Raw genomic sequence first — 23,954 nt, forward strand, 5'->3', positions numbered from 1 at the left:
TACTGCGTGATCGCGAATTTACAGGATTTCCGAGGAGAGCGCCGTGATGACGACCCGCCGCAGCCGCTTTGCACTTAACACTTTGTCTGCCGCCGCCTTGCTCGCGCTGTGTATTCCGTCGGTCGGCCGCGCTGATGACGCGGACGTCAAGGCCGCGATTGATGCGAACCATGCGGCCATCCACTCGCTGAATATCGGCGACATTGTCAATGTTTGGTCGCACGGGGCCGACGTGACGCTTGTCAATCCCGGCGACAGCACGGTTGCGGTTGGCTGGGACGCCGTCAAAGGCCGCTGGGAGAATGTATTCAAGATCCTGAGCAGTGTAGACATCAAGCAGACCGACGGTCCTTATGTCACAACCACCGGCGACATCGCCCGGTCGGTCGGAATTGTTCACGTCACCCTGCACTTCAAGTCCCGGGACACGAAAGAGGTCAATTTTGTCGAGACCGATGTATTCCTGAAGCAGGAGGGTCACTGGCTCGTCGTCTCGCACACCGCCAAGCCAATCTAAAGCCTATCTTTCCTATCGACGTGTCCGTCCAGCGGATGAGGCACGCTTCCAGCCTGACGTCGCGTTATGCACGCCACGTTGCGAAACGGACAGGCGCACGCGTCTTCATCGTTTTTGCGCGCCGAACTTCTCTTTTCTCGAAGATGCCTTGGGAGGGCGAAACAATGCGAATGCTGCTGCGGACTCATCTGGATGCAACCAATGGAAGTGAAGCGATCAAGTCCGGTGCATTGCAGAAGGTGATCGGTGCCTTCATGGAGAAATTCAAGCCGGAGGCGGTTTATTTCACTGTTGAAAATGGCAACCGGTCGGGTCTGTACGTCTTCGACCTGAAAGAGTCCCGCCAAATGCCGGAGCTCGGAGAACCGTTTTTCGACCTTGGCTGCAAGGTCACGCTGACGCCCTGCATGACGCCGGAGGATCTGCGGGCCGGTTGGGCAGCGGCCGGTCTTTAGCATCGAACGATCCGCCGCGCATTTGATGTCCCGCCGCGGCCTGAGGTGAGGCAGCCGCACCCTCCACGCCGAGCACTTCCGCACTTCCTGCCGCTCTCCACCCCGCTCTTTCCGACAGCGCCGGTGCATCGTCTGGCCGGCGTCGGTCAATATTGCCTTGAGGATACCCCTGACGAGATCACTCGGCTCATGACTGAATCTCCGGCAGAGCTGAGCGCAGAACGATTTTCCTCCCCGTCCCGACATGGACGCCCCCAGAGAGCAAGTCTCGCATGACGAGCATGCCCCAGCGATCACCGATCGCCCCCATGACTGCGGCGATGGAACAGGACCCACCGGCTCCGGCCGGAAATGGCGCGGGACTCAATTCAGAGCTACACCACGAAGTGGGACGCCTATCCTCAGGATCGATCCCTCCTGATCCGTCACACAGATATGCGTCGTCTTGAGTGAAACATCCAGTCCAGCGTAATATCGCATCGCTTCCTCGGCAATTTGGGGGCAAACGCCGAATGCGCGCCAACGCACCGGCATGGCAGGCGCTTAACACGCGCCTGCCATTACCCCAAAGTCACCGTAATTCCACGAGATGGTCCGTGCGCCAATGCAGCAATTGCAGGTTGGGCGCATGCATGGTGGCGGAGACAAGGCCGATTTCCGCCGTTCCGATCTGCACGGAATGGATGATGTCGGCGCTGATCCGCTCCTCGATATACAGGTCGATATCAGGATGGCTCTTCTGGAAGCTCGCCAGTTCCTCGGGGAAGGAGCCGGCCGGCACCGACAGATTGGCCTGCAGGCGGATCTGGCCGCGATGGCCCGCGGCAAACGCCTCCATATCGACGATCGTATGTTCGAGCACCTCGAAAAGCGTGTCGAGATGCCTCATCAGCGCCTCACCCGCCGCAGTGGGCTCGACCCCGCGGTCATGACGGCGCAGCAGGGCCGCGCCGATGCGCGCCTCCATTTCCGAGATCCTGCGGCTGATGGCCGACAGCGCCAGGCGCTCCCTTTCGGCGGCCCAGACGAGGCTGCGCTCTTCCACCGCCGCCTTGAAAACGCGCAAAGTCACGAGGTCGAGGCCGAAGCTCGACCATGGCATATGCCGCAGTCCCTGATGTGGCGGCATTACCTTCCCCTTCAATTTATAATTATGTCGTATTTCACTTGATGTCCCCGGTGAGGAAGCTTGTCAAAGCCTCACCGCGCGCGCCGCCGGCCGGACGTTGCGACAGGGGCTCGACGGAATGTGTGCGACGCCTGACCGGCTTTGTCCAGGGATCGGCGGCTTGGAGCTCCGCCCGCTTGGTCGTGACCGATTTCGGTCCCGCCCCTCTGCGGGACCGGCGGGACCGGCGGGGCCGGCCGCGGCGCCCGAATTTGATCCCGGCATCCGACATCGGGCGCCGTGGACCGGCGCGAGGATCCGTCGCCCGCCATGCCCACGCCGAACGAACGGGCCGCCCTTCCTCCGCTCGTTCCTTCGGATGTTGCGACGCCTCCTGGCCTCTTCAACCCGGCTCAGCGCGACAGGGCGGTCTGTTCGCCGGTCATCACCCGGCTTTCGCGCAGGGCACCCTGCCGCTTGAGAATTGGATAGGCGATGGCTGCGATATGGGCGTTGATGCGCTTCAGGTCGCGCAGGATGTCGAGATGCAGCGAACTGGTTTGCATGCTCTCGATCATCCCGTCGCGCAGCCGCGCCATGTGATTGGCCGCCGACCGTTCCTCCAGATGGCGGATGTCGACCTTGGATTCGACGAGCCGGCGAGCGAGTTGCACATCGCCTGTGACGAGGATGCTCTGCGCCAGCCGCAGGTTCTCCAGCGTCACCCGATAGAGTTCCTCGATCTCGGCCTCTCCCTCGACCGAGAAGCTCAGCCGATTGCGGATCTTCCTGTCCACGAGATCGCACAGGTTCCGGTCGATGATATCGCCGATATGCTCCAGATTGGTGGCATAGCCGATGATCTCGTTCGAACGCTGCTCGTCCCCGTGATCGAGAGCGGAGCGGTTGAGCCGCGCGAGGTAGAGCTTGACGGCACTGTTCAGCCGGTCGACCTCGTCGTCCATCGCGGCGATCCTCGACGAGTGGCCCGTATCGTTCCGTCTCAACGCCTCCTGGTTGGTCTGCAGCATCGTGGTGATGCAGTCGCCGATGCGCAGCGTTTCGCGGGCCGCGCCGGCAAGCGCGAGGGCCGGCATATCCAGACCGTCCGGATCGAGGTGACACGGTCCGCCATCCGGTTCCGCCGCTTCGGGCAGCAAGCGCCCCATCATGGCCGACAGCGGCCTCACCAGGGGAAGCAGGGCCACGGCGAGCAGGCCGTTGAAGGCCATATGGGCAGCGATGACGAGTGCCGCCGGATCGCGGGCGACGTCCGAAAGAAGCCGTGCCGCCATGTCGATGAAAGGAAGGACGGCGGCACATCCGGCGAGACGCACGAGCATGTTGCCGATCGTCACGCGGCGTGCCAGCGGGCCATGGCGCCAGGTGCCGAGAACGGGTGGCACAGCGCCGCCGAGATTGGCCCCCAGCACCAGCGCGATGCCGAGCGCGGGCGTCACGGTTGCACTCGCAGCCAGCGACATCGCCAGCAACACGATGGCGAGGCTGGAGGACGCGGCGGCGGCAAGCACCGATGCGACGGCGACGGCGAGCACCGGGACCGCGTCCAGTGACGCCATCAGGGCGATGAGCGCCCGGGAATGCTGCATCGGCTCGGTCGCTTCGCCGAGAAGCCGCAGCGAGAGCAGCATCAAGCCGAGGCCGAGGATGGCCCGCGACAGGCCTTTGGCCGGCGCGGAACGGCTGAAGCCGAACGCGGACACGCCTGCCGCGATCATCGCGGGCGCGAGGAGGCGGAGATCCAAGGCAAGAATGCGCGTCACCAGGCTGGTGCCGACATTGGCGCCGAGCATGATCGACTGCGCCATCATCGTACTCATGAACCCGCTGCCGGCGAACGAGGCCGTCATCAGCGCGGTGGCGGTGCTGCTCTGCAACACAAGCGTGGCGACGAGGCCCACGCCGAAGGCCAGCAGGCGATTGCGTGTGCCTGAGGCGATCCATCGGCGCAATCGAATGCCGAGGGACCGCATCACACCGGTCTTCACCAGACGAAGCCCCCAAAGCAGAAGGGCTACCGCGCCGAGCAGGTCGAGCATGGGAACCGCCTTCGGTTGGGTTTCAGCCCTGCAGAACGTACCGTTCGAGATCCCGAAGCGAGCGCTCGAACCGTTCCGCGATGTGGTCGACGTCGGCCTCGCTGACGATGAGCGGCGGGGAAAAGCCGAGGACATCACCCATGCAACGCGTCACCAGGCCGTTGTCGTAAGCGATGCGGTCGAACATCGCTCCGACCTTCCGCTCCGGCGCGAAGGGCTTGCGGCCGGGCTTGTCGGCGACGAGTTCGATACCGAGCATCAGGCCGGCGCCACGCACCTCGCCGACCAGGTCGGAGGACTTCGCTATGGCGTCGAAATGCGAGCGGAGTCGGGCTCCCATGCGATCGACATGGCCAACGATATCCAGTTCCTCGTAGATGCGAATGGCCTCCGACGCGACGGCGACCCCGACGGGATGCCCCGAATTGGTAAAGCCATGGCCGAAATTTCCGCCGTTTGCGTTGAAACTGCGAAGCGCCTCATAAATCTCCGGCGCCATGACAACCGCGGAAATCGGAAAATGGCCGGAGGAAAGCCCTTTGGCCAGCGCCATCATCTGGGGCTTCATCCCGACGGTGTCCTTGCCGAACCAGGCGCCGGTCCGCCCGAAGCCGCAGACGATTTCATCGTCCAGACACAGGATGTCGTATTTTTCCAGAACGGCCTGGATTTTCGGAAAATATGCTCGGGGCGGAACGATGATGCCGCCGCCCGCATAGATGGGCTCCGCGATGAACGCCGCGATCGAGTCGGGTCCCTCCTGCACGATCTGCCGTTCGAGATCATCGGCAAGCCTCTGGGCAAAAGCCGCTTCGGATTCGCCTTCGACCATGCCGCGATAAGGGTAGGGCGCCGCCGCATGCACGAAGCCGGGCAAGGGCAGGCCGAACTCCCGATGCATGAACTCCAGACCGCACATCGAAGCCGCGGCGATCGTAGAACCATGGAAGGCGCGGTCGCGTGCGATGATCTTTCGCTTGGTCGGCTTGCCGCGCACGGTGTGGTAAACCCAGGCGAGCTTCACCATGGTTTCGTTGGCTTCCGAGCCGGAGGTGGCGAAATAGGCTTTGCCTCCGATCATGCCGGTGAGATCGACGAGCTTTTCCGCCAGCGACGCGACGGCGTCGCCGGTCCGGTGAAAGAAGGTGTGATAGAAGCCCAGCTGGGAATATTGCGCCGCTGCCGCTGTGGCCAGGCGAGCGTTGGAAAAGCCGAGCGAGGCGCACCAGAGCCCTGCCATCGCATCGATATATTCCTTGCCCGCCGCGTCGTAGATTCGAGTGCCCTCTCCTCTGGTGACGATGAGCGGCCCTTGCTCTTCGAATAGTCTCGGGTTCGTTTGGGAGTGAACGTGAAACGCGATGTCACGCGCAGCCGTGGCATTGGAGAAGGGATGGGTCATCGTGTACCTGCCTGTTCGATGCTTGTCGGAGAGCGGCCGCCGTAGCCGCAGAGCGCGAATGTCGGGATCAGAGGGCGGGCGTCGCCTGCCGGGCGGCGGGGGCGGTTTCGAGCGCACTCAGAAGGCCTGGAATCTCCCTCCACCGTCGCGCGATTGCATGCGCGCCCAAAGCCAGGAGCCTCTCGGCGTGCCCCTCCAGGCAGTGTGCGCCGCCGGTGAATCCGATCACCGACATTCCCGCCGCAATGCCGGCCGCCACGCCTGCGGCGCTGTCCTCGATCACGCAGCAGCGATCGGGCGTCACACCCATGTCACGGGCCACGTATAGGAAGAGATCAGGTGCCGGTTTGCCCTGTTTGACGAGGATCGCACTATAGACATGCGGTCGGAAATACGGCGTCAATCCCGTGACGGCGAGCGCGAGGTCGAGCTTCCTCGGCTCGCTGCTGGACGCGACGCATTTACGGATCGGCAGCGCCGCAAGAATTTGCGCTGCGTCGGGCAGCGGCAAGAGATCGTTTTTCAACGCCTCCTGGACGCGTCGCGTCACGCTGGCGGCGAAGTCGTCGCCGATTGTCCGGCCGCTCTCAGCCTCGATGGCTTTTATCATGTCGGTTTGGGAAACGCCGGCAAACCGCTTGAGAATCTCCTGCAGCGGGTAGTTCTGAAATCCTCGTTCGGCAAGTTCCTCTGCATCGATACGGCAGGCGAGAACCTCGCTGTCGACAAGCACTCCGTCGCAATCGCAGATCAGTAGATCAAATGGCATGCTTCGTTTCCTCGCTCATTACTTGTCTGAAGACTTCTATTGAACCCGCACCTCCATTGCCGTCGGCGTCTTCCTTGGCGACGATCTCGGATGGTGTCGCGGTCTGCATGGGATGCACGATGACCCGGCCTCGGTCGGCGAGCAGGATGTCGTAGCCGGGCGGACGATCGATATAGGTCGCAGTCATGCCCGCCAGCGTCGTGCGGATCGGATGGCAGGTCCCGCGAGAGGCGGAAAAGGAGCGTGTGGCAGCCAGTCCGAATGCGGGAAAATGGACGTGGCCGAAGGCGACGTGCACCACGGTGCGATGCCGATCGAGAAGATGCTCGAACTCGGCGCCGTTTCTCAGCAACATCGCGTCGAAATACTCGACGCCCAGCGAGAATGGCGGATGATGCAGAAAGACGATCGTCTTGGCGCTCGGATCTTTCGCCAGTTCGCGCTCGAGCCAGGACAATCGCATCTCGCAGAGATAACCGTCGCTGGGCCGGGCTTCATCCAGCGTATCCAGCAGGATCACCCGGAAATCACCGATCTCGACGGTGCTTTGGACAAAGCCATGTCCGTCGGTGGGGACCTCCGGAAAAACACTCAGAAACGCGCCCCGACGGTCATGATTGCCCAGCATGAGATGGACGGGAACCGATATCGTCTCGATGATCGGCTTCAGACGGCGATAGGATGGCTCGTCTCCGGCGTCCGTCAGATCACCGCTGACGACGCACAGATCCGCATCCGCATGTTCGGCGTTGACGGTGTCCACGACCGCCGCCAGCCGCGCCGCGGGATCGAAGCCGACGACATGCTGCCCGGGCGGGCACATGTGGATATCGGAAAGATGGATGATCTTCATGGGATAAGCTCGTATCCGGGAAGCGCAGGGAGAGGGAAGAAGACCCTGCGCCTACCGGGGTCAGTTTGCGGTTGCGGACAAGCGGTTCGTGACGTCCACGAGGGCCTTCAGACCGTCATCTGGCGTTGTCTCGCCACGCATGATCCGCGACAGGATAACCTTCTGCTCGTCCCAGATGCGGGGTCCTGCCGTGCCGGGATAGCCGGCCCAAGGCCGCGCGAGGGGCCACTGGCCCACGCTCGTCGTCCAGTCGGCATTCTTGGCGTAGAAGTCGCCGAGATAGGCGGGTACGACCGTCTGCAGGTTGGTCGGCATATAGCCCGAGCCGAGAACCACGATCTTCTGCCCCGCGGGGCCGGTCGCGAATTTCAGGAACTCCCAGGCCGCCTTCCGCTTGGCGGGATCCTTGGCGAGGATCAGAGCGGCGCTACCCCCCACCGCCAGGCCGCCGGGCCCTTCGACCGGGGCCGGATAAGGAGCCGTACCGAAGTGGAATTTGGCACCGACGGCATCGCCCATGACTCTCACCTCGGCGGTGGAGCCGATGAAGATGCCCAGCTTTCCTGCCGCAAATTGCTGAATGGACTGGTCTTCGTCGAGGAACGGCATCTTTGTTTCCGTGACGAAGCGCCGGATGAGCCGGACCGCACGCCGGCCGCTTTCGTCGCCGAAGGCGACACTCCTGCCGTCCGGCTTCAGCATCCGGCCGCCATTGTTGAGGATCAGCGCCTGCCACAGCCAATCGTCGCCCCAGGCGTTCACCGCATAGGACATGCCGTCGGCACCACCGGTATCGGCGATCTTCTTCGCCGCGCGGATGACGCCCTCCCAGTCTGCGAGGGATGAGCGCGATTCACCCACCGCTTTCAGGAGATCGTCGTTGTAGTAGATGATCGGCGTCGAGGCGGTGAAGGGCAGCCCCCATTGCTTGCCGTCGACCTGGCCCAGCTTGAGAACCGTGTCGGAATAATTGGAGCCGACCCACCCCTCGCCTTCGGCGGCCAGGAAAGGACCGAGGTCCGCAATATTTCCCTCGGTGTCGAGCTTGCGCGCCAGTTCGCCGAGGTAGCTGTATCCGGAATACCATATATCGGGCAAATTTCCGGTGATCGCCGACCGCATGATCCGCTGTTGGCCGTCGGTATAACTGGCGGCCGGCGCAAGGAAGTTGATCTTGATATCCGGGTGCAGTTTCATGAACTCTGCCGCGAGCGGCTCGTGAAACCGTTTATGCGAGGGCCAGGCATATTGCACGTTGAGCGTCACCGTTTCGGCAAGGCTCATCGCCGGGGCGAAGGCGAGGGCTGCGACACAGCCTGCTGCCAAGGCAGTCATCCATCTGGACATAGGTCATCGTCTCCTGACATTCCTGCGGAGTTGCGGCGGGATCACCCCGGCCCCCTCGGCCGGGCTGAAGTGGTGGTGGCGTCTATCGGAGGCCCGTCATGGTCAGGCCTCGGACGAATTGGCGCTGCGCGACGAGGAAAATGATCATGACGGGCAGGACGGTGACGATGGCCCCGGCCATGAGGGATCCATAGTCGGTGCCGACGTCGCCATCGCGGAAGAACAGCATGCCGAGCGGCGGCGTCGCCATTGTTTCCGATGATACGACGATCAGAGGCCAGTACAGGTCGTTCCAGTGCGCCGTGATTGAGAAGATCGCAAATGCGGCGATCACCGGCTTGGCGGACGGTACGATCAGCCTGGCCATGATTTCGATTTCACTGAAGCCGTCGAGACGGGCCGCCTGAATGATTTCGTCGGGGAATGATTTGAACTGCTGGCGCAGAAGAAAAATGGCGAAAGGCGAGACCGCAAACGGAAAAATGAGGGAAAAATAACTGTCGAGCGCACCCATATAGGCGAGCGCGATATAGATCGGCAGCATCGGAACTTGAATGGGCACGCACAGCGCAGCAACCACGGCACCGAACATCAGCTTGCTGCCGCGAAAGTCGAATTTCGCCAAAGCATAGGCGCAGGGTACGGCAACGGCCAGCTGAAGCACGAGCAGACACGTCACGACGACGGCGCCGTTCAGCAGGAACCGGGCCATCGGAACGCTCTGGAAGGCGCGGCGAAAATTGTCGAACAGGAAACTCAGATCGTGCGGAAGGCCGAACGGACTGGAAAAGATCTCCGCCGGCGCGCGCATGGCCGTCAACAACATCCACAGATAAGGCAGCAGCACCACGCCTGCGATCAGGATGAGGATCGCGTGCGCTCCGATCGCGGAGAATTTCGCCGGGGTTATTTTCGCACGGATGCCCATCAATAGTGAATCCTTCTGTCGGCCAAAAAGATCTGGACCAGTGAAAAAAGCACGATGAATGCGAGAAAGACGACGGAAAGCGCGGAAGCATAGCCCATATTGGTGTATTGATAGGCTTCGAGATAAATTCGGTAGAGCAACGTCTCCGTCGAACCGGCCGGCCCGCCTTTCGTGAGGGCAGCGATCGAATCGAAGGCCTGGAACGTCGTTATGGTTGTGGTGACGACGATGAAGAGCGTCGTCGGCGCGAGCATCGGAAACGTGACGCGGAGGAAGCGGTCCCAGCCATAATCCATCCCGTCGAGTTCGGCGGCGTCGTAAATATCCTGGGGAATGGATGCGAGACCGGCGAGGAACAATACCGTGGTCTGACCGATCAATTGCCACGCGCTGATGCAGGACAATGTGACGAGGGCAATCGAAGGGTCCGTGAGAAAGTCGACCCGGCTCAAGCCCAACGCGACGAGCCATTCATTGACGGGCCCGATACGTCCATGAAGAAGAAATTGCCACACGATCGCCATGGCGATGAAGGTGCTGGTCGCCGGCAGAAAAAAGATGACTTCATAAGCATGCCGGAATTTCTGCCGCCGCTGAATGAGCAGCGCCAGGATGAGGCCGACGACGACGGACAAGGGCATCGCGATCGCGACATAGACGGCGGTGTGCCCGATGGCCTTCAAGGCCCGGTCGTCTTGAAGCATATCCTGGTAGTTGGCAAAACCGGTGAAGGTCCAGTCGGTGGCCCCCAGGCTGTAGTTGGTGAAGCTCAGTCCGAACACCACGAGAAGGGGGGCCACCATCAAGGTGGCGAGGAGGAGCGCAGCCGGAAAGGCAAACGCCCATCCCGCGGAGGCCGACCTGCGCGCCGCATTGCCCGGGCGCCGTCTGCCGGCAATCGGTATCGTTATAGCCGTCATCCGACCACCCCCGTGGCTGGGGCGTTCTCGACCAGCGCGAACCTTCGATCGGTTTGAAGCTGCCGTATCCGCGCGCCGGCCGAGTCGAAAACTTTGGCGTCCGCCGGTTTGAAACCCAGGAAAACCCGGCCGTCGGCGGGAGAGGAGAACTGCGCGAGTTCGTCCCCGGTCAGGCGTGCGACCGCGGATGTCCGGGCGTCGCCCTCCACGGTGAGATGCACGAGCATCTCATGGCCGATCTGCTCGATCCGCTCGATCCGGCCGCGCCAGTGCAGGGAGGTCTCCGCGCGCGAGCCGACACGCAGGTCTTCGGGGCGTACGCCGATATCCACGGATTGAGGCGGCGCGGCCGGCATCGGCACGGCGAACTCATGACCGCCGAAGGACAGCCTGCCGCCCTCGGTGACCCGCCCCGGGAAAATATTGATCGCCGGCGTGCCCAGAAACTTCGCCACGCTGATGTGCTGCGGATCGTGGAAGACCTGCATCGGCGTGCCGATTTGAATGGCTCGGCCCGCCATCATCACGACCACCCGATCGGCCATCGTCATCGCCTCGGTCTGATCGTGCGTCACATAGATCGTGGTAATGCCCAACCGGCGCTGCAGTTCGACGAGTTCCCCGCGCATCTCCGCCCGCAGGGCGGCGTCCAGGCTGGACAATGGCTCGTCCATCAGAAAAAGGCGGGGCTGGCGAATGATGGCGCGGCCGATGGCGACACGCTGCCGCTGGCCGCCTGAAAGCTGAGCCGGTTTGCGGTCGAGCAGGCCCTCGATCCTCAACGAGGCGGCGACACGGACCAACTCGCTTTCAATGCGCCGTCTCTGCCGGCGGCCATCCGCCGACAAGGCCCCAAGGAGGGGCTGCCGCTGCCAGAAAGATAGGGTCCTCATGATCAGCGGCGCCGCCAGGTTTTCTCGGACCGTCATGTGGGGATAGAGCGCGAAGCTCTGGAAGACCATCGCGATGTCGCGGTGCTTGGGCGGCATGCCGAGAATATCACGCCCGTCGACGCAGGTGCTGCCCGCGCTCTGCCGGTCGAATCCCGCCAATATCCGGAGCAACGTCGATTTTCCGCAGCCCGACGGCCCCAGCAGGCACATGAATTCTCCCGCCCTTACCTCGAGGTCGAGGTCTTCGAGCACGGCTGTATCGCCGAAGCTCTTGGCGAGCCCTTTTATCTTCACATTCGAAGCTGCCATCGAAGTCCCCTCATTGCAGGCACCCAGCACGGGCTGAACGCCGTTTCCGGATTTTTACTCCGCGCCCGGACGCCCTCCGGCAGGAGGGCGGCTCGCGTCCTCCGCGGCTATTAATGGAGTATTACTTCAATTATATGACACTCGCAACGGATTTTTACTCCATCGCTGAATTGATGGGAGGGAGGAGGGCCGCCATCGCTTCGGCAAGATAGACCGCTCGGGGAACCGCGTTGATGAAGCCCCCATAGGCAGGGATGGTCAGCTTTGCCATCGGCAGCACCGCATCGGCCTGCTTGGCCAGGGGACTGCGGACATTGCAGGTTACCGCCAACGTGAACGCACCGGTCGAGCGAGCGACCCGCAGAAAATCGATCGTATTCGCCGTCACCCCGGACTCGGAAATCGCGATAGCGGCGGACGAGGCGGTCAAGCCATTGGCGACTTCATGCGCCAGGGTGATGTCTCGGATCGCGTGGGCATTCAATCCGGCCCTCAGCAGACGATATGAAAACAATTCGGCGACGATGCCGGAGACGCCGGCGCCGTAAAGATCGATCCGGTTGCAGGTTCGAAACCGGGAAGCGAGGCGCTCGAGCAGGGCCTCGTCGGTCATCTCCGCTGTCGCGACGATCGAACGGGCGAGCTCGTGGCCCATGGCGGACAGTTGATGCCCGTCCCGACCGGATTGCGGATCGCCATTGGCGTGCTTCAGGGCCAGATCCGCCGCAAGCGCGAGTTTGAAGTCCGAGAAGCCGCTGAAACCGGCCGTCTGGCACAACCGCACGATGCTGGCTTCCCCGGCTCTCGAGAATTTGCTGAGATCCTTGAGGGAGTATCTGACGACCTTCTCGGCGTTTTCCACGATGTAGACGGCCGCTCGCGCCGCCGCATTCGACAGATCCGGAATGCTCGCCTCGAGAAGCGCGAGGGGTCCTGGAGCATTGACCCTTTTGTGGTGGCCGTCGAGGTTCGAATTTGCTTGCTTCGTCATGCGGTGTCCGGTGGTTACCTGTGTCGATGGTATCGGCGAGGGATCTGCGGGCCGGAAGCCGCCTTCCGGGCCTGGCCATGGCAGCCCGAAAATCCGCCTCACCCTCATGATACAGGCAAAATAAATGGAGCGTTACACCATTCGGAGCCTTGTGGGGTCCGGGGCGCTCCGCGGATGGCGATGCGCTCCGCCATCGCCTCAAAGATCGAAACCCGTAAACGCGGCGGCATCACCGCCGAGGTCCGCGGTCTCGACAGCCTCGCCACGATCCTTGAAGCGCGTCCCAACAGCCGAGCCGACGACCTCATGCCATGGCGGGCCGAGACGGAGAAACGGCCGCGGCACCGCCGAGCTTCGGGCTTTACCCTCCCACACCACAGCCGCTGATGATTCTCATCCTGTTCGTCGCGCAGCAGGATAAAACCGCGATCGAAACCTCAAAGAAAATCAATCTCTATTCGACAGAAAGAGCGATCAACTCTGCGCCCGCGACAGCGCGATCTTCGCGGAGCAGGGTCTGCATCTGTTTTGCGTTACGCTTGGGCGGTGCCCCGAACATGCGCGCATATTCGCGGCTGAACTGCGACGGGCTTTCATAGCCGACCTGGAAGGATGCTGCCTCGACGTTGACGGCGCTTGAAATCATCAGCCGGCGCGCCTCCAGCAGGCGGAGCTGTTTCTGATACTGAAGCGGCGTCAGCGATGTCAGGGCCTTGAACTGACGGTGGAAGGCCGAGGGGCTCATCTGAGCGATCGCGGCCAATTCATCGATCCGAACCGCCTCCCGGAAACGGTCTCGCAAGCTGTGCATGGCGCTTATCACCCGATGCGATGGGCCGTTCGCCAAGGTCATTCTGGCGACATCCCCGCCGTGAGGGCCGGTCAGCAGCCAATAGCATATCTCGCGCATGATGACGGGGTAGAGCGTCGCAATCGCCTTTGGTGTTTCGAGGAGCCGAACCAGGCGTAGCGCGCAGTCGGCCAGCGGGCCTTGGAAATCGGTGACAAAGACGCCACGACCAGCCTCCCCGCTCGCCTTCGGCGGCGCCTCGAGTCCCTCCGCGACGCTCCTCATCATCGCGATGTCCAGCTCGAAGGCGAGGACAAGGCAGGGCTCGCCAGGGCTGGCTTCGATGACCCGGCCGATCGAGGGCGTTTCGACGCCAATCACCAAGGCCTGCCCCGCCCTGTACTCAAGCCGATTGCCGCCGAACATCGCCCACTTGGCGCCTTGGGCCACGATGCACATGGCCGGACTGGAGATCATGTGGCTTGGCGGTTTCGGATGGTCCGATCGCAGAATGATCACCCTGTCGATCGGCGTTCTGTAGGGACTCTCGCCGGGCTGGCGTTCGGTAAAGCGGAGCAGCGCTTCCGCCAACGGATCTCGCACCTTGGATGCTCCCTTCATGCTGAACCATAGCAAGCCTATCCTGCCGAGCAGGATTAGGCAAGAAATTGGGGCATTCGGGCATTCCGTTTGCCGGCCATACGGCATCATAATGCATCAAGATTTCCGGCCCACTTTCAGCAGAAAGATGAATTATGCCAAACAGCAAGATAGCAATCGTCACCGGCGGCAGGCGCTCGGCCGCGCCGGCTTGCCCGACGACGTCGGGCCGGTGATCGCCGCGCTGCTGTCCGACGATTTCGGCTGGGTCAACGCCCAGCGGATCGAAGTCGCGGGCGGCATCCACATCTAGGGTTCATCTTATCGAACATATCTAGTCGCGCCCGCCAGATGGCCGTCGCCTCGCCCTGGAAGGAGGTGGCCATCATCTCAGCGCGATCCGGGCCCGGCCCCGGAGCCTACGCCACAATATCCAGCATCCCTCCATCATGTCCTTCGCTTACCGGCAATTCTCCACCAGCCATGACGCCCGGGCTGCCCTGCTTGCGTCATGCCTGGAGCCCCCGCTTAAGCCTTCGGGGATTGTCAGCCGAGCGCGGCGGTTGCTCCTGCGGTGGCGACCACTGCGAACGCTGGTCACCGCCGATTCCACGCCTGCTGCAGTGACGTGGGACTTCGCTCATGAGCTTCGTCGCGCTGGTACGTAGCGTGCAGGCATCTCGAACGGATCACTGGACGAGAGAGTCTTTCGCTTCCCAATCCGGTGCGAAAGGAGGGCGGACGAACCGCTGGTCCTTCGGCAGCGCGGCGATGGCGGCGCGATCCACGTCGTCGAGCCTAATCGCCAGCGCATCGAGATTGGCACGCTGACTCTTCGGCCGGCCAGCCTTCGGTATGGCGATGACCCCATCCTGATCGAGCAGCCAGGCGATCGCAATTTGGGCGGCGCTGGCGCTATGCTTCTCGCCAATCTCGGCCAGTGCCGGGTCGGAGGCGGCGCGCCCCTGAGCCAGGGGTGCATAGGCGGTCAGAGGTATATTCTTTCCTCTAAGGTAGGTTAGCATCTCGCCCTGGGCCAGAAACGGATGATACTCCACCTGGTGAACAGCGATGGGGGCGCCAATCTCGTCCACCGCGCGCCGGATCATGGGCATGTTAAAGTTACATACACCGACGGCGCGCATACGCCCCTCCTCGCGCAACGCCGTCAGAGTCTCGAGTGTCGCGGCCATGTCCATATCCTTGGCCGGCCAATGAACCATGTAGAGATCGACATAGTCCAGCCCGAGCTTGGCCAGGCTGACGTCGAAAGAACGACGAAGCGTATCCCTGGCAAGCGCATCGTGCCAGACTTTCGTTGTCACGAAGAGGTCGGATCTCGCAACACCGGATGCCGAGATCGCAGCGCCGACTGCCTCCTCGTTCTCATACATCGCGGCCGTATCGATATGCCGATAGCCCAGCGCAAGCGCACTCTCCACGACCGGCTGGCAACCGCCTCCCGGCATACGGAACGTTCCGAAACCTAGACGTGGGATCGAGACGCCCTGCGTGACGATATTTTCCATCGACCGAAACTCCTACGTCCGTGCGCCCGCGACCAGCGTGGCAATCACCGCATCCACGTCGATGCGGCCTTTGACGACCTTGCTGCCCATGTCCTGAAACGCGATCCAGCCCTCGTTGAAACCGTCGAGCATGCGGATGCGCGGTGTCGGATTCTTCATGCCTTGGGAGCGGAACAAGGCTTCCCACGTGCCTCGCGGAACTGTCTCAACGCGAACCGGCTTGCCGAGGGCGCCCGCGAAAGCGCCGGCCAGATCGTTCGGCGATATATGGCGCGGTCCTTCCAGCTCGACTATGCGCGTGCCCGACCAATCCTCCTGGATGAGATCCGCTGCGACGCGGCCCACATCCTGGGTGGCAACCATCGGGAACACCTTATCGGCCGGCTGGAGGAAACTATGAATGATGCCGTTGTCACGTGCCGATGGCACGTCCCACAGGGCGTTTTCGATAAACCAGCCAGGCCGCAGGATCGTCAGCGGCATGCCGATCGCCGTGACCGCCTTTTCCATCATGGTTCGCTGGGAAAGCAGATTGTCCTGGACGGCATCACCGCCGATCGTCGAGAGGCAGAGCACCCTTTTGGGTCGGGCTGCGATCAGGGCGGTGGTGACGCTATCGATAACCAGCTGCGCTTCCGGATAGCCGGGTTCGGGATCGAACTCGGAAGGCGGCAGGATGAACACCGCCGTCGCGCCGGTGAAGGCTTTTGTCAGCGCTTCCCGATCTTCCATCTCGGCGACCGCAATCTCGCAGCCCAGCGTTGCCCAGGCCTCGCCCTTCTTCGCATCGCGGACGACGGCGCGGACGGATTGGCCCGCGGCCAGAAGAACCCGGGCCATGGCGCCGCCGACTTTCCCGGTAATGCCTGTAATGGCGTACATCATCATTCTCCGATTGGCTTGAATCTGATTGCAAAGACGGCTGCCTAGGCGTGTTCGAGCCCGGCATAGAGACCGCGCTCGAAGGCGCCGTAGAGCGCCACGACGCGCTCGTCGAAGAAGGGCAGGACCTGGGTGAAGAGAGCGCCGGTGACATGCTTCACCGGGTCGAGCCAGAAGTAGCAGTTGAGCAGGCCCGCCCAGGAGATGCTGCCGGCGGAGCGTCCGTTCGGCCCCGGTTGCGTGTTGATGTCGAAAGACAGGCCCCATTGATGCGGCTGTCCCGGGAACTGGTCGAAGCTGCGGGAATAGGACGGCTGCGCCGAGCGCATCTCCTGAACGTTGAGCTCGCCGATCTGGTTCTGCATCATCATGGCGACCGTCTCCGGACGCAGGATACGGGCGCCATGCAGCGCTCCTCCGTTCAGCAGCGCCCGCAGGAACGCCATGTAGTCGCGCGGCGTGCTGAAGGCGCCGCCGCCGCCCATGAAGAACTCCGGCCGCTGCGGCATCTCGAAGGGCCCCGGCTCCAGCCCGCCATCGGCGCGACGGTTGTGGAAGGTGGCGACACGGCGCTTCTGCTCGGTCCCGATCAGAAACCCCGAATTCTTCATGCCGAGCGGCTCGAAGATGTTCTCGCGGAAGTAGACCTCGAGCGACTGGTCGGACACCGCCTCGACCAGCTTGCCGACCCAGTCCATGCTGATGCCGTATTCCCAGCGCTCACCGGGCTCGAATTCGAGCGGAGCCGTGAAGGCGGCGTTCCTGCAGGTCGCGATGTCGGGCATATCGGTCACCTTCTCGTAGCGGGTCAGCGCCTCGCTCCAGATCGAATAGGTGTAGCCTGAGGTATGCGTCAGCAGATGGCGCACCTTGATCGCGCGCTTGGCCGGCCGCAGTCGCGGCGTGCCATCCACGGCAAAGCCGTCGAGGACCTGGGGAGAGGCCAGTTCGGGCAGGTATTTCGCCGCATCGTCGTCCAGATGCACGCGGCCCTGCTCGATCAACTGCATGCAGGCCGTCGCCGTGAAGGCCTTGGTCATCGACAGCAGCCAGAACACCGTGTCGAGCGTCATCGGGGCGCCCGTTGCGACATTCGCCTTGCCGAAAGCACCCTCATAGACCACGCCTTTCGGCGTCGCTGCGACGGCGATGACGCCGGCTACATCGTTCCCTGAAACGCCTCCCCGCAAGGCGTCGTCGATCGCCTTGAATCGGACTGACGAACCAGCGGGGTTTGCTCCGGCCAAAGCCGGGCCGACCGCATCGAGAGCCAGGATGGCTCCCAGCATTCCCCCGCTCCGAAGCATTGTCCTGCGTGTGAGATTGGCCATGGCTAACTCCTGTCCGGCTCGAAGGAGGCCCGATCTTCCCGGCCGCTCGCCTCCGATATTCCTGCGATGCCCGGTTGTAAGCGGCGCCACGACGTGATTCACGCGCATTAAAATCAATGCTACAGTGACTTAAATTCACTGCTCAGGTGCTCCGACGCGGATTTGCGGAGGCGAAGGGAAATCGAATGGCTTTCGACACGCGGCTTCTGACCGGCATCGGTGTCCTGGCGGCGGTGACGGAGGCGGGGAATTTCGCCCGCGCCGCGGAGATGCTCGGCCTGACACCCTCCGCGGTGAGCCGGGCGGTGGCGCGTCTGGAGGGGCGGGTCGGCGTGCGGCTCTTCGATCGCACTCCCCGCGAAGTCAGCCTCACGGAGGAAGGGCGCCGCTTCCACACGCAGGTGACGCCGCTTCTCGCGGGCATGGAAGAGGCCGCCGCCGAGGCCGCGGGCGCGGCGGCGGTCGTGCGCGGCCGGCTGCGCGTGTCGGTGGATCCGTGGTTCGCGCGCATGGTGCTTGCCTCGAAGCTCCAGCAGTTCCTGGTCCGCTATCCTCTGCTGTCGGTCGACCTGTCCACCAGCAACTACCGCGAGGAGATGATGACCGGCGTCGACGTGGCGGTGCGCTTCGGCCCACCCGACGAGTCGTCGCTCATCGTGCGCAAGCTGTTGGAGATCCGTATCCTGACGGTCGCATCTCCTGCCTATCTCGAAAAGCATGGCGAACCGCGATCCCCCCACGACCTCGTCCATCACGAAGCGCTTCTCTTCCGCAATCCGCAGACCGGCCTGCCCTTCGCTTGGGAGTTCCGGCGCGGCGGGGAGGTCCATGAGGTCAAGGTTTCCGGTCGCCTGGTCATGGACGACCCTTCTGTGGCGATCTCCGCTTGCCTGGCCGGCCAAGGCATTTTCCAGAGCCTCGCGATCGGCCTGGAGCCGCTCCTGTCACGCGGCGAGCTTGTCCATATCCTGCCGGAATGGTCGGAGGAACTCTATCCGCTCTATGCCTATCACCCCTCTCGGCATCTCCCGCCCGCAAAGGTCCGGGCGCTCCTGGATTTCATTCAGGAGATTGCTGTCCGGGCGTAGCTTATCGAAGGTGGCTGGGTCCGTAGGATCGGCGTTCTCTATGCCATACCCTGCTAGCGAGTCTGGGGCTCGGGATCGATCATTCTGATCGTCAGCATGCGATCAGTGACCCCACCGCATTGCGCAGTTAGTACTCATGTAGGAGCTCGCAACACTCGATTTCGGCACGAACGCAAATAGCCCGCTTGCGCGGGCTATTTGGTTGATTTTGCAATCATATGTCTGGTTGCGGGGGCTCGCAGCTACCGATACCGACATTCGCTACAGGTCGCTGTTTAGGGGCGCTATTTTCCATCACGAAGCCCCCGACTCGCCTTTGTGAAGCCCCGATCCGTTCCAATGAAACGCTCCAACATGGGCACGATCAGTCTCGCCGGCTCGATGGGTGAATGGCCGGATTCGGCAAGCAGCCGCCCATATTCGACCAGATCCCGGTGCAGGCTTGCCGGGAGATCCACCGTGACCTTCACCGGCTTGTCGTCGGCGATGGGTCCGAGTTTCAGCTTGGTCATGGCGTGGCTCCGTAGGGTTCGAGGACCAAGTCCCTTGTCACAATGACCCTGACCGGGAAACCCGGCCGGATGGTGAGCGTCGGGGCGATGTTGAGCTGGCGCTGGACGATCTGCCGGCCGGTCTGGCCGATGCTGTCGGAGGCGCCGTCGCGGATGGCGCTGACGAGACCGCTCTCATTGCTCGACGATCCGGTGTTGGCACCTATGCTGAGCAAGGTGGACAGCGCCGCCGCCTTGAACAGTTCGCCCCAGTGATAATCGACACCATCCTCAAGGCCCGCATAACCTTCGGCATCGGCGCCCGGCTGGCGCTCCAGCACGATGGAGCGGCCGTTCGGCATGATGAGGCGGTTCCAGACCAGCAGCACGCGGCGCTGACCGAAGCCGACGCCATTGTCGTACTGGCCGATCAGCCGCGTGCCCTGCGGGATCAGCAGGATCTTTCCCGTCGGGCTGTCGTAGATGTTTTCGGTGACCTGGGCGGTGATCTGGCCGGGCAGATCGGAGCGGATGCCGGTGATCAGCGCGGCCGCGATGACCGCGCCGGCCTGGACCACATTCACCGACGCTGGTGCGGCAACGCGATCAGGCGCGACGGTGCGTTTATCCTTCGTCTGGTTGAGGAAGGAGAGTTGGCGATCCTGGGCGGTGGGTGTCGCCGGTTGGGGACTAAGACCGAGGCTGGCGAGATCGGGCTGGGTCTGCGGTTTCGCGGTCGTGGTGGGTGCCGGTGCCTGCGCGGAGACATTGCGGGTCTCGGTCGCGGCGAACAGCCGGGCGGTACGGGCGGCTTCGGTTTCCTGAAGGCGGCGCTGCTCCTCCTGGGTCAGTCCGGAATTGGGCGTGGCGATCGTGGGCGTCGGCACCGGCTGGCCGCGGTTCTGGGCGCTGACGATGGGACGGCCGAGATCGCCGGGCAACGGGGCTCCGAGCTTCGGCACGCCCGCATAATCCTTCGGCAGGTTGTTGAGGCCGTCCGGCGTCGTGCGGTTGTCGGTCGAATAAAGCTCCTGCCCCTTGCCACCGTCCCGGGTCTGGAGCGCATAGATCAGCGCCCCGCCGATCCCGAGGCCGGCGACCACGCCGAGACCGGCGAGCACTTTGCGCGACAGGCGGGTGACGCGCGGCGGTTCAGCTCGAAGGCGCATCGGCGTGGCCGGCTCTCCGGTGAGCGGCCGGTCGCTGTCGTCCGGCTCCCGACCGGCTCTTGTTCCCGGATCGATCGCGCTCATGACGCCGGCCTTCCGTCGGTGCGAGTGACGCGCACGCGCTTCTGGTTCTTGTCCGACCCGAAGCGCAGTTCGGCGGCGGCGAACAGCCGATCGACGATCATGTAGTTGCCGCGCACCCGGTAGTTCACCAGTTCGGAGGTGTCGCCCTCGGGGCCGACGACGAACAGCGGCGGCATCTCGCCCTGGGAAATCCCCTTCGGGAATTCGATGAACACCTGTTTGCCGTCGTCGAAGGCGCGCAAGGGACGCCATGGTGCCGGATCGCCGGTGACCTCGTAGCGGAAGTTGACACTGGCGAGGTTGACGCCGGTCGCCACCGGTTGAACGGCTTCCGCCTGGCTGTTCTGCCGGCGCAGCGCGATGAGCTGATCCTGCGGATATTGCCAGGAGACCGAGGCCATGTAGGTCTTCTCGGTCGAGCGCAGCTCCATGTGATAGGTACGGGCATTGGTGTTGATCACAAGATTGGACATCAACTCCGGCCGGGTCGGCTTGACGAGGATATGCACCTGCTTCGTTGCGCCCGTGCCGCTTTCGGTGTCGCCGATGATCCAGCGCACGGTGTCGCCGGCGGCAACGGGACCGGAACCCACCAGCGTTTCGCCGGGCTGCAGGGCGATGTCGGTGATCTGCCCGGGCGCGGTATAGACTTGATAGAGCGCACCATCGACGAAGGGATAGATCTGGATGGCGTTGATGAAGCCGTTCCTGACCGGCTGCATCCGGGCACTGGCATTGGCCTCGTTGACACGCGCCGCCGGGTCCGCCAGTTCCGGCATCGGCTTTCCGTCCTTGCCCACAGGTTTCAACTGACCGGGCAGAGGCAGCACCTTGGGCAGTTCCACCACCCGGACAGGCGCGGGCGGATCGACCGTCTGCACAGCGGGCGCGACATCGTCATAGGAGATCTCGGGCGGCTTCTGCGCGGTGGCGCAGCCGGCGAGCGCCGACGTGCAAAGCAGCAAAGCTGCGAACGCGGCTTTACGACGAGCCGCCTTTCCGGTTCCGCACATTGGCGGCATGGCGTGAATACGGTTCGCCGGATGTCCGGCGGTCAGACGAGACGGCCGGATCATTGTCCAAGCTCCTTCGACCAGTTGATGGCGTTGACGTAGATGCCGAGCGGATTGGCGCGGAGCTTTTCCGGCTCGCGCGGCGGCTGCACGGCGATGGTGAGGATAGCGGTCCAGCGGGCGGTATCGGCGAGCGAACCGTCCTGATAGCGGCGCTCGGTCCATGCGACGCGAAAGCTCGACGGCGAGGCGCGGATGACGCTGGAGACGTCGACCGCGATCTGGATCTTGCCGACCTTGGCGAAGGGATCGTTGGCGCGGGCATAGTCGCCGAGCGCCAGGGCTCCGCTGGTCGTCGTGAAGTCATAGGCGCGCAGCCAGTTCTGCCGGACGATGATCGGATCGGCGGGGATCGAGCGGACCTGCTCGATGAAACGGGCGAGCTGCCAGGCGGTCTGGGGATCGGTCGGCTGGTAGTCGGCGGTGGCGGGCGCGACCGCCTGTGTCGCCCCGAGCTTGTCGACCTGCACCACCCAGGGCACGATCGAGCCGGAGGCGGATTGCCAGACGAGTGCGGCGGCCAATCCGGCCGACAGGGCAAGCGATCCGAAGGCCATCAGGCGCCAGTTCTTCGCCTGCACACGGGCCGAACCGATGCGCTCGTCCCAGGCTTGGGCGGCGCGTTGATAGGGTGTCTCGGGCTCGGGCGTCTTGCCGTAGTGGGTGGCGGGTCGTTTGAACATCAGCGGTCGCTTTCGGAGAGGTTGACGGAAGAGCCGCCGCCGTGGCTGTCGCCGGATTTGACGGCATGGGCGGCGGCCTGGATGCCGTGGGAGGCTTGTTGGCCGCGCTTCATGCGCTTGGCCCATGCGGGCGGACCGCTGCTGTCGGCAGAAGATGCGGAGGCCGACGAAGCGTCGGCGGCATTGTCCGGTGCGGCTTCGCCGGTGACGGCCCGCTCCCCGGCCTGAAAACCATCCTTCATCGACGCGGCGGCGCGCTTGAACGGGCTGGCGATGGCGGCACCCACTTTGGATGCGCCGGTGCTGGCGATACCCGAAGCGCCGCCGGCGCGATAGGCGGCGGTGGCCCCGCCCGCGAGCGTCGCACCACCTCGGGCGGCAGCGGCGACCCCTCCGGCGAGAGCGGCACCGCTGGAAGCGACCGCGCCGATCGCAGCCCCTCCGGCCGCGACCATCCCGCCGGCGGCAAGACCTGTGCCGATGGCGGCACCGGCACCCAGTTGCGGACCACCGGAGACGAGGCCGCTGGCGATGCCGGGACCGAAGATGCCGAGGCCGAGCAGCGACAGGGCCGCCAGCACGATCGCCATGGCCTGGTCGATGGTCGGGGTCTCGCCGCCAAAGCCTGCGGTGAATTCGGAAAACAGCGTCGAGCCGATGCCGATGATGACGGCGAGCACCAGCACCTTGATGCCCGACGAGATGATGTTGCCGAGCACCCGTTCGGCCATGAAGGCGGATTTGCCGAACAGGCCGAAGGGGATCAGCACGAAGCCGGCGAGCGTCGTCAGCTTGAACTCGATGAGCGTCACGAAGAGCTGGATGGCGAGGATGAAGAAGGCGAGCATCACCAGGGCCCAGGCGAACAGCAGGCAGGCGATCTGAATGAAATTCTCGAAGAAGGCGACGAAGCCCATCAGGTCGGAGATCGATTCGATCAGCGGCCGCGCCGCATCGAAGCCGGTCTGCGCCACCTTGCCGGGACGCAACAGATCGGTGGTGGTGAAGCCGGTCCCCGACGCCTTCAGCCCGAGGCCGGCGAAACTTTCGAAGACGATGCGGGCGAGCGTGTTCCAGTTGCCGATGATGTAGGCGAAGACACCGACGAACAGGGTCTTCTTGACGAGGCGGGCGATGATGTCGTCGTCCGCGCCCCACGACCAGAAGAGTGCCGCCAGCGTCACGTCGATGACGATCAGCGTCGTGGCGATGAAGGCGACCTCGCCCGACAGCAGCCCGAAACCGCTGTCGATGTAGCGAGTGAAGACCTCCAGGAAATGATCGATGACCCCGGTGTCCCCCATGATCAGCGCGCCTCAACGGTGTTTGGCCCATCCGAGGGCTCGGTGGTGGGCTCTTTGGTCGCCCCCACGTTCGGTGCCGACGGCGCGCCGGGCGCCGGCGTCTCATTGGCGGCTTGGCCGAGGAAGCGAAGACGGCTTTCGGCCCAGGCGTTGAGGCAGGCCGGATCGCTACGCCCGGCTTCCCCGATGCGTTGGCAGCGCCTGAGTTCAGTGCGCAGTGGATCGGACGGGGTCGTGGCCGCAAGGCCCGGGCCGTGATAGGCCGGTGGCGCATCCTTGCGGGTCAGCTCGATCACCGTCGCGGTGACGGCGGTGCCGACGAAGACGACGGCGGCGATCCGGGCGAGCATCTTGCCGTCCATGGCGCGTGTCCCCTCG

24 protein-coding genes and 1 pseudogene are annotated in these 23,954 nt (G+C 63.6%); 5 read left to right on the forward strand and 20 right to left on the reverse strand.

Annotated elements, in window-relative coordinates; translation table 11 throughout:
- Positions 1–46: 46 nt before the first annotated feature.
- The gene (locus tag J3R73_RS16065) at positions 47–517 is read left to right on the forward strand and encodes a YybH family protein (RefSeq protein WP_307428775.1); all 471 of its coding nucleotides are present in this window, start codon (positions 47–49) and stop codon (positions 515–517) included.
- 164 nt (positions 518–681) lie between these two features.
- Positions 682–972, forward strand: a complete 291-nt coding sequence (locus J3R73_RS16070) for a hypothetical protein (RefSeq protein ID WP_307428778.1) — start codon at positions 682–684, stop codon at positions 970–972.
- 571 nt (positions 973–1,543) lie between these two features.
- On the opposite strand, the gene J3R73_RS16075 is transcribed toward J3R73_RS16070, so the two are convergent.
- From J3R73_RS16075 to J3R73_RS16120, 10 genes are all read right to left on the reverse strand, one after another.
- Positions 1,544–2,101: a LysR family transcriptional regulator gene (locus tag J3R73_RS16075; RefSeq protein ID WP_307428782.1), complete on the reverse strand. Its 558-nt coding sequence runs from the start codon at positions 2,099–2,101 to the stop codon at positions 1,544–1,546.
- Between the two features lie 392 nt (positions 2,102–2,493).
- Positions 2,494–4,140 carry a Na/Pi cotransporter family protein gene (locus J3R73_RS16080; RefSeq protein ID WP_307428784.1) on the reverse strand — a complete coding sequence of 549 codons (1,647 nt, stop codon included), beginning with the start codon at positions 4,138–4,140 and terminating at the stop codon, positions 2,494–2,496.
- Positions 4,141–4,162: 22 nt separating this feature from the next.
- Entirely contained in the window at positions 4,163–5,542 is a 1,380-nt protein-coding gene (locus J3R73_RS16085; protein WP_307428786.1) for an aminotransferase, read from the reverse strand.
- 67 nt (positions 5,543–5,609) lie between these two features.
- A complete protein-coding gene (locus J3R73_RS16090) occupies positions 5,610–6,311 on the reverse strand; it encodes an HAD-IA family hydrolase (RefSeq protein WP_307428788.1) in 702 nt (233 codons plus the stop codon).
- Entirely contained in the window at positions 6,301–7,164 is an 864-nt protein-coding gene (locus tag J3R73_RS16095; protein ID WP_307428791.1) for a phosphodiesterase, read from the reverse strand. The genes J3R73_RS16090 and J3R73_RS16095 overlap by 11 nt, the downstream gene beginning before the upstream one ends.
- Before the next feature lie 60 nt (positions 7,165–7,224).
- Positions 7,225–8,448, reverse strand: a complete 1,224-nt coding sequence (locus J3R73_RS16100; protein ID WP_307428794.1) for an ABC transporter substrate-binding protein — start codon at positions 8,446–8,448, stop codon at positions 7,225–7,227.
- 145 nt (positions 8,449–8,593) lie between these two features.
- Entirely contained in the window at positions 8,594–9,439 is an 846-nt protein-coding gene (locus J3R73_RS16105; protein ID WP_307428797.1) for a carbohydrate ABC transporter permease, read from the reverse strand.
- Entirely contained in the window at positions 9,439–10,359 is a 921-nt protein-coding gene (locus tag J3R73_RS16110) for a carbohydrate ABC transporter permease (protein ID WP_307428800.1), read from the reverse strand. The genes J3R73_RS16105 and J3R73_RS16110 overlap by 1 nt, the downstream gene beginning before the upstream one ends.
- Positions 10,356–11,561, reverse strand: coding sequence for an ABC transporter ATP-binding protein (locus tag J3R73_RS16115; RefSeq protein WP_307428803.1), 1,206 nt, complete (start codon positions 11,559–11,561; stop codon positions 10,356–10,358). The genes J3R73_RS16110 and J3R73_RS16115 overlap by 4 nt, the downstream gene beginning before the upstream one ends.
- Before the next feature lie 154 nt (positions 11,562–11,715).
- A complete protein-coding gene (locus J3R73_RS16120; RefSeq protein WP_307428807.1) occupies positions 11,716–12,552 on the reverse strand; it encodes a MurR/RpiR family transcriptional regulator in 837 nt (278 codons plus the stop codon).
- Positions 12,553–12,726: 174 nt separating this feature from the next.
- Here J3R73_RS16120 and J3R73_RS16125 point away from each other — a divergent pair, with 174 nt between their 5' ends.
- Positions 12,727–12,939, forward strand: coding sequence for a hypothetical protein (locus tag J3R73_RS16125; RefSeq protein WP_307428810.1), 213 nt, complete (start codon positions 12,727–12,729; stop codon positions 12,937–12,939).
- A gap of 67 nt (positions 12,940–13,006) precedes the next feature.
- On the opposite strand, the gene J3R73_RS16130 is transcribed toward J3R73_RS16125, so the two are convergent.
- Positions 13,007–13,933, reverse strand: coding sequence for an AraC family transcriptional regulator (locus J3R73_RS16130; RefSeq protein WP_307428813.1), 927 nt, complete (start codon positions 13,931–13,933; stop codon positions 13,007–13,009).
- Positions 13,934–14,135: 202 nt separating this feature from the next.
- Here J3R73_RS16130 and J3R73_RS31540 point away from each other — a divergent pair.
- A pseudogene (locus J3R73_RS31540) lies at positions 14,136–14,255 on the forward strand (3-oxoacyl-ACP reductase); the annotation flags it as partial.
- A 376-nt stretch (positions 14,256–14,631) separates the two neighbouring features.
- Here J3R73_RS31540 and J3R73_RS16140 read toward each other — a convergent pair.
- The 3 genes from J3R73_RS16140 to J3R73_RS16150 are packed head-to-tail and all read right to left on the reverse strand — an operon-like array spanning position 14,632 to position 17,684.
- A complete protein-coding gene (locus J3R73_RS16140; RefSeq protein WP_307428816.1) occupies positions 14,632–15,471 on the reverse strand; it encodes an aldo/keto reductase in 840 nt (279 codons plus the stop codon).
- Between the two features lie 12 nt (positions 15,472–15,483).
- Positions 15,484–16,353, reverse strand: a complete 870-nt coding sequence (locus J3R73_RS16145) for an NmrA family NAD(P)-binding protein (protein WP_307428818.1) — start codon at positions 16,351–16,353, stop codon at positions 15,484–15,486.
- A gap of 44 nt (positions 16,354–16,397) precedes the next feature.
- A complete protein-coding gene (locus tag J3R73_RS16150) occupies positions 16,398–17,684 on the reverse strand; it encodes a serine hydrolase domain-containing protein (protein ID WP_307428820.1) in 1,287 nt (428 codons plus the stop codon).
- Between the two features lie 185 nt (positions 17,685–17,869).
- On the opposite strand from J3R73_RS16150, the gene J3R73_RS16155 reads away from it, so the two are divergent.
- Positions 17,870–18,772: a LysR family transcriptional regulator gene (locus J3R73_RS16155; RefSeq protein ID WP_307428823.1), complete on the forward strand. Its 903-nt coding sequence runs from the start codon at positions 17,870–17,872 to the stop codon at positions 18,770–18,772.
- A 284-nt stretch (positions 18,773–19,056) separates the two neighbouring features.
- On the opposite strand, the gene J3R73_RS16160 is transcribed toward J3R73_RS16155, so the two are convergent.
- From J3R73_RS16160 to trbK-alt, 6 genes are read right to left on the reverse strand one after another with little or no spacing between them, the layout of a single operon-like run.
- The gene (locus J3R73_RS16160) at positions 19,057–19,284 is read right to left on the reverse strand and encodes a DUF2274 domain-containing protein (RefSeq protein WP_213336146.1); all 228 of its coding nucleotides are present in this window, start codon (positions 19,282–19,284) and stop codon (positions 19,057–19,059) included.
- A complete protein-coding gene (locus tag J3R73_RS16165) occupies positions 19,281–20,516 on the reverse strand; it encodes a TraB/TrbI/VirB10 family type IV secretion system protein (RefSeq protein ID WP_307428826.1) in 1,236 nt (411 codons plus the stop codon). The genes J3R73_RS16160 and J3R73_RS16165 overlap by 4 nt, the downstream gene beginning before the upstream one ends.
- Positions 20,513–21,592, reverse strand: a complete 1,080-nt coding sequence (gene trbG / locus J3R73_RS16170) for a P-type conjugative transfer protein TrbG (protein ID WP_213336142.1) — start codon at positions 21,590–21,592, stop codon at positions 20,513–20,515. Before trbG ends, J3R73_RS16165 begins: the two co-directional genes overlap by 4 nt.
- Complete coding sequence (trbF, locus tag J3R73_RS16175) at positions 21,589–22,272, reverse strand: conjugal transfer protein TrbF (RefSeq protein WP_213336140.1); 684 nt, start codon at positions 22,270–22,272, stop codon at positions 21,589–21,591. Before trbF ends, trbG begins: the two co-directional genes overlap by 4 nt.
- Positions 22,272–23,576 (reverse strand): P-type conjugative transfer protein TrbL, encoded by a 1,305-nt coding sequence (gene trbL, locus J3R73_RS16180; RefSeq protein WP_307428831.1) that lies wholly within the window; start codon positions 23,574–23,576, stop codon positions 22,272–22,274. The genes trbF and trbL overlap by 1 nt, the downstream gene beginning before the upstream one ends.
- Positions 23,577–23,578: 2 nt before the next feature.
- The gene (trbK-alt, locus tag J3R73_RS16185) at positions 23,579–23,938 is read right to left on the reverse strand and encodes a putative entry exclusion protein TrbK-alt (RefSeq protein WP_213336136.1); all 360 of its coding nucleotides are present in this window, start codon (positions 23,936–23,938) and stop codon (positions 23,579–23,581) included.
- Between the last annotated feature and the right edge of the window lie 16 nt (positions 23,939–23,954).

This window comes from Labrys monachus, assembly GCF_030814655.1.
In the GTDB taxonomy this organism is placed as follows: Bacteria; Pseudomonadota; Alphaproteobacteria; order Rhizobiales; family Labraceae; genus Labrys; species Labrys monacha.

Excerpts from the sequence above, each read along its gene's own strand:
- J3R73_RS16090 (WP_307428788.1), bottom strand. The coding sequence starts at position 6,311 with ATGCCATTTGATCTACTGATCTGCGATTGCGACGGAGTGCTTGTCGAC.
- J3R73_RS16070 (WP_307428778.1), top strand. The coding sequence starts at position 682 with ATGCGAATGCTGCTGCGGACTCATCTGGATGCAACCAATGGAAGTGAA.
- J3R73_RS16160 (WP_213336146.1), bottom strand. The coding sequence starts at position 19,284 with ATGACCAAGCTGAAACTCGGACCCATCGCCGACGACAAGCCGGTGAAG.
- J3R73_RS16115 (WP_307428803.1), bottom strand. The coding sequence starts at position 11,561 with ATGGCAGCTTCGAATGTGAAGATAAAAGGGCTCGCCAAGAGCTTCGGC.
- J3R73_RS16100 (WP_307428794.1), bottom strand. The coding sequence starts at position 8,448 with ATGAGCCTTGCCGAAACGGTGACGCTCAACGTGCAATATGCCTGGCCC.
- trbF (WP_213336140.1), bottom strand. The coding sequence starts at position 22,272 with ATGTTCAAACGACCCGCCACCCACTACGGCAAGACGCCCGAGCCCGAG.
- J3R73_RS16140 (WP_307428816.1), bottom strand. The coding sequence starts at position 15,471 with ATGGAAAATATCGTCACGCAGGGCGTCTCGATCCCACGTCTAGGTTTC.
- J3R73_RS16155 (WP_307428823.1), top strand. The coding sequence starts at position 17,870 with ATGGCTTTCGACACGCGGCTTCTGACCGGCATCGGTGTCCTGGCGGCG.
- trbK-alt (WP_213336136.1), bottom strand. The coding sequence starts at position 23,938 with ATGGACGGCAAGATGCTCGCCCGGATCGCCGCCGTCGTCTTCGTCGGC.
- J3R73_RS16110 (WP_307428800.1), bottom strand. The coding sequence starts at position 10,359 with ATGACGGCTATAACGATACCGATTGCCGGCAGACGGCGCCCGGGCAAT.
- J3R73_RS16105 (WP_307428797.1), bottom strand. The coding sequence starts at position 9,439 with ATGGGCATCCGTGCGAAAATAACCCCGGCGAAATTCTCCGCGATCGGA.
- trbL (WP_307428831.1), bottom strand. The coding sequence starts at position 23,576 with ATGGGGGACACCGGGGTCATCGATCATTTCCTGGAGGTCTTCACTCGC.
- J3R73_RS16120 (WP_307428807.1), bottom strand. The coding sequence starts at position 12,552 with ATGACGAAGCAAGCAAATTCGAACCTCGACGGCCACCACAAAAGGGTC.
- J3R73_RS16145 (WP_307428818.1), bottom strand. The coding sequence starts at position 16,353 with ATGTACGCCATTACAGGCATTACCGGGAAAGTCGGCGGCGCCATGGCC.
- J3R73_RS16150 (WP_307428820.1), bottom strand. The coding sequence starts at position 17,684 with ATGGCCAATCTCACACGCAGGACAATGCTTCGGAGCGGGGGAATGCTG.
- J3R73_RS16065 (WP_307428775.1), top strand. The coding sequence starts at position 47 with ATGACGACCCGCCGCAGCCGCTTTGCACTTAACACTTTGTCTGCCGCC.
- J3R73_RS16075 (WP_307428782.1), bottom strand. The coding sequence starts at position 2,101 with ATGCCGCCACATCAGGGACTGCGGCATATGCCATGGTCGAGCTTCGGC.
- J3R73_RS16095 (WP_307428791.1), bottom strand. The coding sequence starts at position 7,164 with ATGAAGATCATCCATCTTTCCGATATCCACATGTGCCCGCCCGGGCAG.
- J3R73_RS16125 (WP_307428810.1), top strand. The coding sequence starts at position 12,727 with ATGGCGATGCGCTCCGCCATCGCCTCAAAGATCGAAACCCGTAAACGC.
- trbG (WP_213336142.1), bottom strand. The coding sequence starts at position 21,592 with ATGATCCGGCCGTCTCGTCTGACCGCCGGACATCCGGCGAACCGTATT.
- J3R73_RS16085 (WP_307428786.1), bottom strand. The coding sequence starts at position 5,542 with ATGACCCATCCCTTCTCCAATGCCACGGCTGCGCGTGACATCGCGTTT.
- J3R73_RS16165 (WP_307428826.1), bottom strand. The coding sequence starts at position 20,516 with ATGAGCGCGATCGATCCGGGAACAAGAGCCGGTCGGGAGCCGGACGAC.
- J3R73_RS16080 (WP_307428784.1), bottom strand. The coding sequence starts at position 4,140 with ATGCTCGACCTGCTCGGCGCGGTAGCCCTTCTGCTTTGGGGGCTTCGT.